Origin of the sequence: Novosphingobium sp. (genome assembly GCF_032093395.1) — a bacterium.
Lineage (GTDB): Bacteria > Pseudomonadota > Alphaproteobacteria > Sphingomonadales > Sphingomonadaceae > Novosphingobium.
Genome location: NZ_DAMDBA010000075.1, coordinates 17132 through 24234, shown reverse-complemented (window position 1 = coordinate 24234; position 7103 = coordinate 17132). Strand labels below are relative to the sequence as shown.

The window sequence follows — 7103 nt, the reverse complement described above, 5'->3', positions numbered from 1 at the left end:
CATGAGCCGGGCCGACTTCCAGAAGGCCCGTGACGAAGTGCTGGCCAAGGCCATGGCCGACGACCGCCTGACCAATGTGCGACTGAGCGATCTTCCCGACGTTTCCACGCTGAAGATCAACACCAACACCCGCGCGCTGACGACTTACGGCGTGACCGCCGCCAGCGCGAACTCCACGCTGCAGACCGCCTGGGGCGGCACCTACGTCAACGACTTCCTCGACAAGGGCCGCGTCAAGCGCGTCTTCGTCCAGGGCGACGCACAGTTCCGTTCGCGCCCCGAAGACCTCGCCAACTGGTTCGTGCGCGGCACGAGCGGCCAGATGGTCCCCTATTCCGCCTTCTCGACGATCAGCTGGTCCACTGCGCCCAGCAGCTCCTCGCGCTTCAACGGCCTTCAGGCCTACGAATTCTCGGGCAGCCCGGCACCCGGCGTAAGCTCGGGCGCGGCGATGGACGTGATGGAGGAACTGGCTAGCCAGGTCTCCGGCACCGCAGTGGCCTGGGCGGGCTCGTCCTATCAGGAGCGGCTTTCCTCCGGCCAGGGGCCCCTGCTCTATGCTCTGTCGTTGCTGGTAGTGTTCCTGTGTCTGGCGGCGCTCTACGAAAGCTGGTCGATCCCCGTCGCGGTCATCCTGGTGATCCCGCTCGGCCTGCTGGGCGCGATCATGGCAGTGACGCTGCGCGGCCTGGAAAACGACGTCTACCTCCAGATCGGCCTGCTCACCACCATGGGCCTCGCCGCCAAGAACGCCATTCTCATGATCGAGTTCGCCGAACAGGCCGAACGTCAGGGCAAGCGCGTGATCGAGGCCGCTCTGGAAGCCGCCCGCATCCGCCTGCGTCCGATCCTGATGACCAGCTTCGCGTTCATCTTCGGCGTGGTGCCGCTCGCCATCGCCAGCGGCGCGGGCGCCAACAGCCGCATCGCCATCGGCACGGCGGTGGTCGGCGGCATGCTGACCGCAACGCTGCTGGCCATCTTCTTCATCCCGCTGTTCTTCGTGCTCGTCCGACGGGGCGTCCGCGACGGGCTCGCTTCGGTCCGTCGCCATGTGCAGCAACGCCGCGGACGAAAGGGAGACGCTGCATGATCCGTTCGCGATGGCTGCCCGGTGCAGCGCTTGCCTCGATCTCCGCGCTGGCGCTCGGTGCATGCTCCATGGCTCCGAAGTACGTCGCCCCAGCGCCGCCGGTTGCAGAGTCATGGCCGGTCGGAGACGCCTACCTCGCCCAGAGCGAGGTGACGCTGCCCTTGGTTTCCTATACGGAGATATTTCAGGATCCTCGGCTTCAGTCGCTGGTCGAACAGGCGCTCACCAACAACCGCGACTTGCGCGTCGCCGCCGCGAACCTGGCCGCCGCCCGCGCGCAAGTGCGCGTGGTTCGCGCCAACCAGTTCCCCGCGATCGGCGTCAGCGGCTCGGCCAGCCGCACCGAGGCGAATGGCGCGGCAGCCGGCGGCACCACCGGAAACGTCACCGGCGATCGCTCCTCCTATTCGCTGCAAGGCGGCATTTCGAGCTTCGAACTCGACTTCTTCGGCAAGTACGCCAGCGCCACCGAGGCCCAGCGCAACACGGCGCTTTCCACAGAGGCGGCCGCGCGCACGGTGCGGCTTGGCCTGGTCGCCGATCTGGCCCAGGCCTGGGCGACTTATGCGGCGGACAAGGAACTTCTGGAGATAGCGCAGGCGACCGCCGCCAACGCGGAGCGTAGCGTCGCCCTCACCGGCGCTCGGCTGAAGGGCGGGATCGCACCGCGCACCGATCTGCGACAGGCCGAGCAGGTACTCGAAACCGCGCGTGGCGACGTCGCTTCGCAGACCACCGCATTGGCGCAGGACGTCAACGCGGTACGCCTGCTGGTCGGCGCCGATTTCGATGAAGCCCTGCTTCCGGGCAATCTGGACGAGGTCAATCGCTCCCTGGCCGTGCTTCCGGCAGGCACGAGTTCGCAGGTTCTGCTGCGCCGTCCGGACGTCTTGGAAGCCGAATATTCCCTGCGTGCCGCCAATGCCGATATCGGCACGGCGCGTGCCCAGCTTTTCCCGTCGATCTCGCTGACCGGGCTGCTCGGTGTCGCCAGCAATGCCTTGTCCGCCCTCTTCGACAAGGGCGCCTTCTCCGCCACCGGCACGGCCGCCGCAAGCTGGTCAATCTTCAATGCCGGCGGAAGGACCGCCAATGTCGAAGTCGCCAAAGCGCAGCGCGATGCCGCGCTCGCGACTTACGAAAAGGCGATCCAGACCGCGTTCCGCGAAGTGGCCGATGCCCTGGCCGGCCAGGGAACGCTGGCCGAACGCCTGCGCGCAGCCTCTAGGTTCACCGAAGCGGCCACCGATACCGCGCGGCTGACCGAGGCCAGCTATCGACAGGGCATCACCAGTTCGCTCGAGAATCTGGATGCGCAACGCAGCCTCTACAGCGCCCGGCAGCAGGAAATCGCCGTGCGCCTCGCCGCCGCGGGAAATCGGATTACGTTGTATCGCGTGCTCGGCGGAGATCAGGCCAGCCCGCCGCAAACCCGATAGGTCTTAAAGCTTGAGGCCAGGAAGCTTCGCTGCCTTTGCGCTACTCGGCGTTTTCGGCGGCTTGCGCAGCGCGATCGCGCGTATCGCGAATTGCCAGTTCTATGAGCCGGGCATTGACTTCCAGCAGGCTTTCCTCGCGCCGGCCAGGCAACGTGCCCAGTATCCGCCTCAACCTTCGGTCGGTGGCCAGGGTGATGGAACGCTCGATACCGGTCATGAGCGTGGTTGCCATCAGCACCGCAGTATCGCCAAGCGCTCCCTGTCGATCCATCTGAGCCACGAACAGCCCGATCAGCGGACGCGTCGAATTGACGCGCTGATGCATGATGCGCACGTCGAACTGATCGGCCATCGAGTTGCGCAAGTGCAGCAGCCCCGTATGGCGGGCCCAGAATTCGTGGTATGACCGCACGAAGGCCATGGCGCGGGCGGCGAGTTCCTCGTCCGTCCAGTATTCGCGCGCTAGGGCAACATATTCATCCTGGGCCGTGCCCATGACGGGCTCCAGAATAGCCAGCAGCAGTTCGGTGAAGTCGGTGAAGTAATTGTAGAGCGAAGTCATGCCGAGCCCTACCGAGCGTGCCACGGCGCCCAGCGTGACCGGCTCATCGGTATTCTCCACAAGCTCGATCGCTGCCGCGAGAATGCGTTCGCGGGTTATTCGGCCCTTCCGGCCCAGTCTCTGTCCATGAAGATTGTGGCTGATCCCCGCGCCCGCGCCTGTTACGGCTGCTGCCAGCTGCGCCGAATAGGCGGAAGGACTGCCGTCCTGTCCGCCCTCGGTCGTCGTGAACTCACCCGGCGGGCCGGACTGCTCCGGCGATGCCGGAACAGAATGGCCAGAGGGAAGCGCCGCGTCCGCAGGCTGTTCGGTCGATCCCGGCCCAGGCGCCTCGGACGGTGCCCCCACTTCCGCGTGCCGCTTGCCGTCAGGCCGCCTCGACCTGACCAACGGGCCAGGCGAGGATTTTGACGTCGGTGAACTCTTCAATGCCTTCGACACCCCACTCGCGACCCATACCGCTCGCCTTGTAGCCACCGAACGGAATGTCGCCGGCGATGCACATGCCGTTGTTGACGCTCATCGACCCGGTGCGCACGCGCTTGGCGATATTGATGGCCCGGTTCAGATCGCCCGAACTCACTCCGCCCGATAGGCCATAGGAGCTCTGGTTGGCAATGCGCACCGCATCCTCGTCGTCCTCATAGGGAATGACCACCAGGACCGGGCCGAAGATTTCCTCCTGGGCAATGCGCATGTCGTTGGTAACGTCTGCGAAGCAGGTCGGCTCCACGAAAAAACCGCCGCCCTTGTCGGGGCGGATCTGCCCTCCGGCAAGCAGCGTGGCGCCTTCTTCCTGGCCCAGGTCGATGTAGCTCTTCACCCGCTCCATCTGACGCTTCGAGATCACCGGCCCCATGATATGTGCGGGATTGGCGATATCGCCCCAGTTGTCGCCGAAATTGCCATAGGCGCCCTTGAGAATGGCCTTGGCCTCCTCGTAACGGCTCCGTGGCACCAGCAGGCGCGACTGTACGGCGCAGCCTTGCCCGGCGTGGAACACCAGCATCGCCATGCCCACTTCCATGGCGAAGTTCGGCGCATCGTCGAGCACGATCTTGGCAGATTTTCCGCCGAGTTCGAGGAACACGCGCTTCAGCGTGGGTGCGCCCTGCTCCATGATGCGCTTGCCGACACCGGTCGACCCGGTGAACGAGATGAGATCCACGCGCGGATCGGTGACGAGCATTTCACCCGCCAGCGCCGGATCGGCGCCGAACACCACGTTGATGACGCCATCGGGGAAACCGGCTTCGCTGGCCAGTTCACCGAAGATTGCGCCCATGCCGGGGGTATCCGGTGCGGGCTTGAGGATCACGGTGCAGCCCGCCAGCAAGGCCGCTACCATCTTGCCGATATTGACGTAGAGCGGGACGTTCCACGGTGTGATCGCCCCGACCACGCCGACCGCCTCGCGCACGCCGACCCGCTTGTGGATCATGCCGAACGCCGGCTTCTCGCCGTAATCCTTTTCCCACTCCAGCTGGTCGAAGACGCGCATGTAATCGTCCCAGCCGTCCAGCGCCATGTCGACATGGGCACGGTTCACCGCCCCCTGCGCGGCACCTGCCTCGTGCATGGCCAGTTCCGCCAGACGCGGGCGAGCCGCCTCGAACAGCTCGCGGTACTTGCCTACCAGCGCCACGCGCTTTTCGGTGTTGGTGGACCAGTCGGTCTCGTCGAAGGCCCGGCGGGCGGCGGCGATGGCGGCGTTGACGTCATCGGCGGTGGCATCGGCGGCCTTGCCTACCGGCTCTCCGGTCCAGGGACTGATAACGTCGAACGTGGCGCCGTTGCTGGCGCCGCGCAACTGTCCGTCGATGTAGAGCTTGGCTTCGGGAAGAGTGGTCATCGTCTGATCCTTGGCGGAAACGGGTTCTTGCACGAGGTCTGAAGCGCTCACGGGCGGCGCGCCCCGACCGAGACGTGAAGCACGCGCACATCGGGTGGCAGGTCGAGCACCGAACGGAACACGCCGGTGACGTTTTCGGTCTGGGAGATCGGCCGCGTACGCAAGTCGATGCCCTTGGCGGCACAGCCCCCATGGAAACGCATTGCGGCGTCCTGATCCCAACCGGGCGCGGTCTTGCCGGGTTCGTACATCGGCCCGGCGCGCACGGTGGTCACGCGAATTCCGGCGGGCTCCAGTTCCTCGACCAGCGCCTCGGTAAAGCGCTCGAGCCCGGCCTTGGTGGTCTGGTAGAGCGAGAGCATGACGAAAGGCACGGCGATGGATTCGCTGCCCACGTTGATGATCTGGCCGCCCTTTTCCATCATCGGGATCGCCGCGCGGCAGCAATAGATCGGCCCGTTGAGGTTGGTGGCGATGATATCGTCGATCTGCGCGTCCGTAGCCTCGGCCACCGTAAAGGGCTCGTAGATCGCGGCGTTATTGATCAGCACATCGATCGTCGGATGCCTTTCGGCGATGGTGGCGAAAGCCTTGCGCACGGAATCTGCGGAAGCGACGTCACATTCGACCGCCATGGCCGAACCGCCGATTTCCCGGGCGGCCTCCTCCACCTTGGACAGCGTGCGTCCCAGGAGGATCACGGTCTCTCCCTCACTGGCGAAGCGTTTGGCCAGAGCCCGGCCGAGACCCGCACCCGCCCCCGTGATCACGATCGTCTTACCCACGCATCCTCCCGCTTTTTGGGCTTCCCAGTGCCGATGCTTGCCGACACGATTTCCCGGACTGTAGCTCTTGCACAACCCGCTGCCTATCGCGGGAACGATGGATCGCGATAACCGCCCGGGCGGTGCTCGCTCAGGTTCTCGCGATGTCCACGATCAGGCGCGAGAGCTTCTGCCGCGCGATTTTCCAGCCATCGGCAGAGCGGCGATACGTCTCATGATAGTGGCCATAGCCCGTCAATGCGAAATCGTCTTTCACGACCCGGTCCTGCATGGCCCAGACCGCTTCGCCGATATCGCCATCGATGGTAATTTCCGGCGAATGGATCTGATGGACGGTTTTCGCTTCCGCCAGAGAGCGGCGGACCATCGTTACGAAACCGTCCCTCCCCGTCTCCAGCGTGCCCCCTGCAGGCCGCGTGTCGATCTCGCAGTCCTCGGTGAACAGCGCTGCCCAGCCGTCCCAGTCCTTGGTATCGAGGAGCCGGCAATAGCGGGCCTTGAGATTGCAGATCTCCAGCCAGTCGTCGAAATCGAATGTCTGCGACATGCGCCATTGCTCCCTTATCAGCCGGACATCGTTTCCGCTTCCAGTCTCTCGGCGGCGAGCTTTCGCAAGTCTGCGGTCTTGATCTTGGCGCTGCCCGTGGTCTTGAGATCGCTTTCGGCAACGAACAGGACCCGACGCGGCACCTTGTAGCTGGCGAGCTTCTGCTTGGCGAAATCGCGGATCGATCCCGCTTCCGGCCGGGTGCCATCGATCGGCACCACACAGGAAACCACCAGTTCACCCAAGAGATCGTCCGGCACGCCCACCGTCTGCACCATCTTCACCTCGGGATGGGCACGGATCACATCGTCGATCTCGAGAGGAGAGACATTGGCGCCCCCCGTCTTGATGATGTCGTTGAGACGCCCTTCCCAGAACAGGCGGCCTGCCTCGTCCAGGTAACCGCCGTCCGCCGTTCGCAGGAAGCCTTCCCCGTCCAGCGTCTCGTCCAGAGGCACGCCGAGATAGCCGAGCATCAGGGTCGGGCCCTTCACCGCGATTTCGCCGCGCTCGCCCAAGGGCATCGTCGCACCGGTGAGCGGATCGACGATCTTGATCGTGGAGCCCGCCGTCGGCGCCCCGTGCGACTTGCCGGCGATCTCGGCAGGCGTGCCGGAGGCAAAGACAGAGATCAGGGTGAAGGTTTCGGTGTTCCCGAAAGCCTGCGCCGGTTCGCGCCAGTCGGTGTCGATCGTGGGATGCTGCGCGCAGGGCGTGGCCGCGTCGATGTAATGCATCGCCGAAAGATCGACCGTCTCGTAATTGGGGGCGGCGATCAGCTGCGCCCACTGGTGCGGCCAGGCCAGCATCATCGACGCCTTCTCC

General features: G+C 65.1%; 7 protein-coding genes. 2 read left to right on the top strand and 5 right to left on the bottom strand.

The window, feature by feature from the left end; translation table 11 throughout:
• Both RT424_RS19525 and RT424_RS19520 read left to right on the top strand, forming a co-directional pair.
• Positions 1-1093, top strand: a 1093-nt coding sequence (locus tag RT424_RS19525; protein WP_313441655.1) for an efflux RND transporter permease subunit, incomplete at its 5' end; no start/stop codon positions are given.
• Positions 1090-2532 carry an efflux transporter outer membrane subunit gene (locus tag RT424_RS19520; protein ID WP_313441653.1) on the top strand — a complete coding sequence of 481 codons (1443 nt, stop codon included), beginning with the start codon at positions 1090-1092 and terminating at the stop codon, positions 2530-2532. The genes RT424_RS19525 and RT424_RS19520, both read left to right, overlap by 4 nt.
• Before the next feature lie 40 nt (positions 2533-2572).
• Here the strand turns inward: RT424_RS19520 and RT424_RS19515 are convergent, their stop codons facing one another.
• The 5 genes from RT424_RS19515 to RT424_RS19495 all read right to left on the bottom strand — a co-directional run.
• Positions 2573-3442: a TetR/AcrR family transcriptional regulator gene (locus tag RT424_RS19515; protein ID WP_313441651.1), complete on the bottom strand. Its 870-nt coding sequence runs from the start codon at positions 3440-3442 to the stop codon at positions 2573-2575.
• A gap of 19 nt (positions 3443-3461) precedes the next feature.
• Entirely contained in the window at positions 3462-4946 is a 1485-nt protein-coding gene (locus RT424_RS19510; protein WP_313441649.1) for an aldehyde dehydrogenase family protein, read from the bottom strand.
• A 47-nt stretch (positions 4947-4993) separates the two neighbouring features.
• On the bottom strand, positions 4994-5731 hold the full coding sequence (locus RT424_RS19505) for an SDR family oxidoreductase (protein ID WP_313441647.1): 738 nt from the start codon (positions 5729-5731) through the stop codon (positions 4994-4996).
• A 130-nt stretch (positions 5732-5861) separates the two neighbouring features.
• The gene (locus RT424_RS19500) at positions 5862-6278 is read right to left on the bottom strand and encodes a nuclear transport factor 2 family protein (RefSeq protein ID WP_313441645.1); all 417 of its coding nucleotides are present in this window, start codon (positions 6276-6278) and stop codon (positions 5862-5864) included.
• A 17-nt stretch (positions 6279-6295) separates the two neighbouring features.
• Positions 6296-7103, bottom strand: an 808-nt coding sequence (locus RT424_RS19495; RefSeq protein WP_313441643.1) for a fatty acid--CoA ligase family protein, incomplete at its 5' end; no start/stop codon positions are given.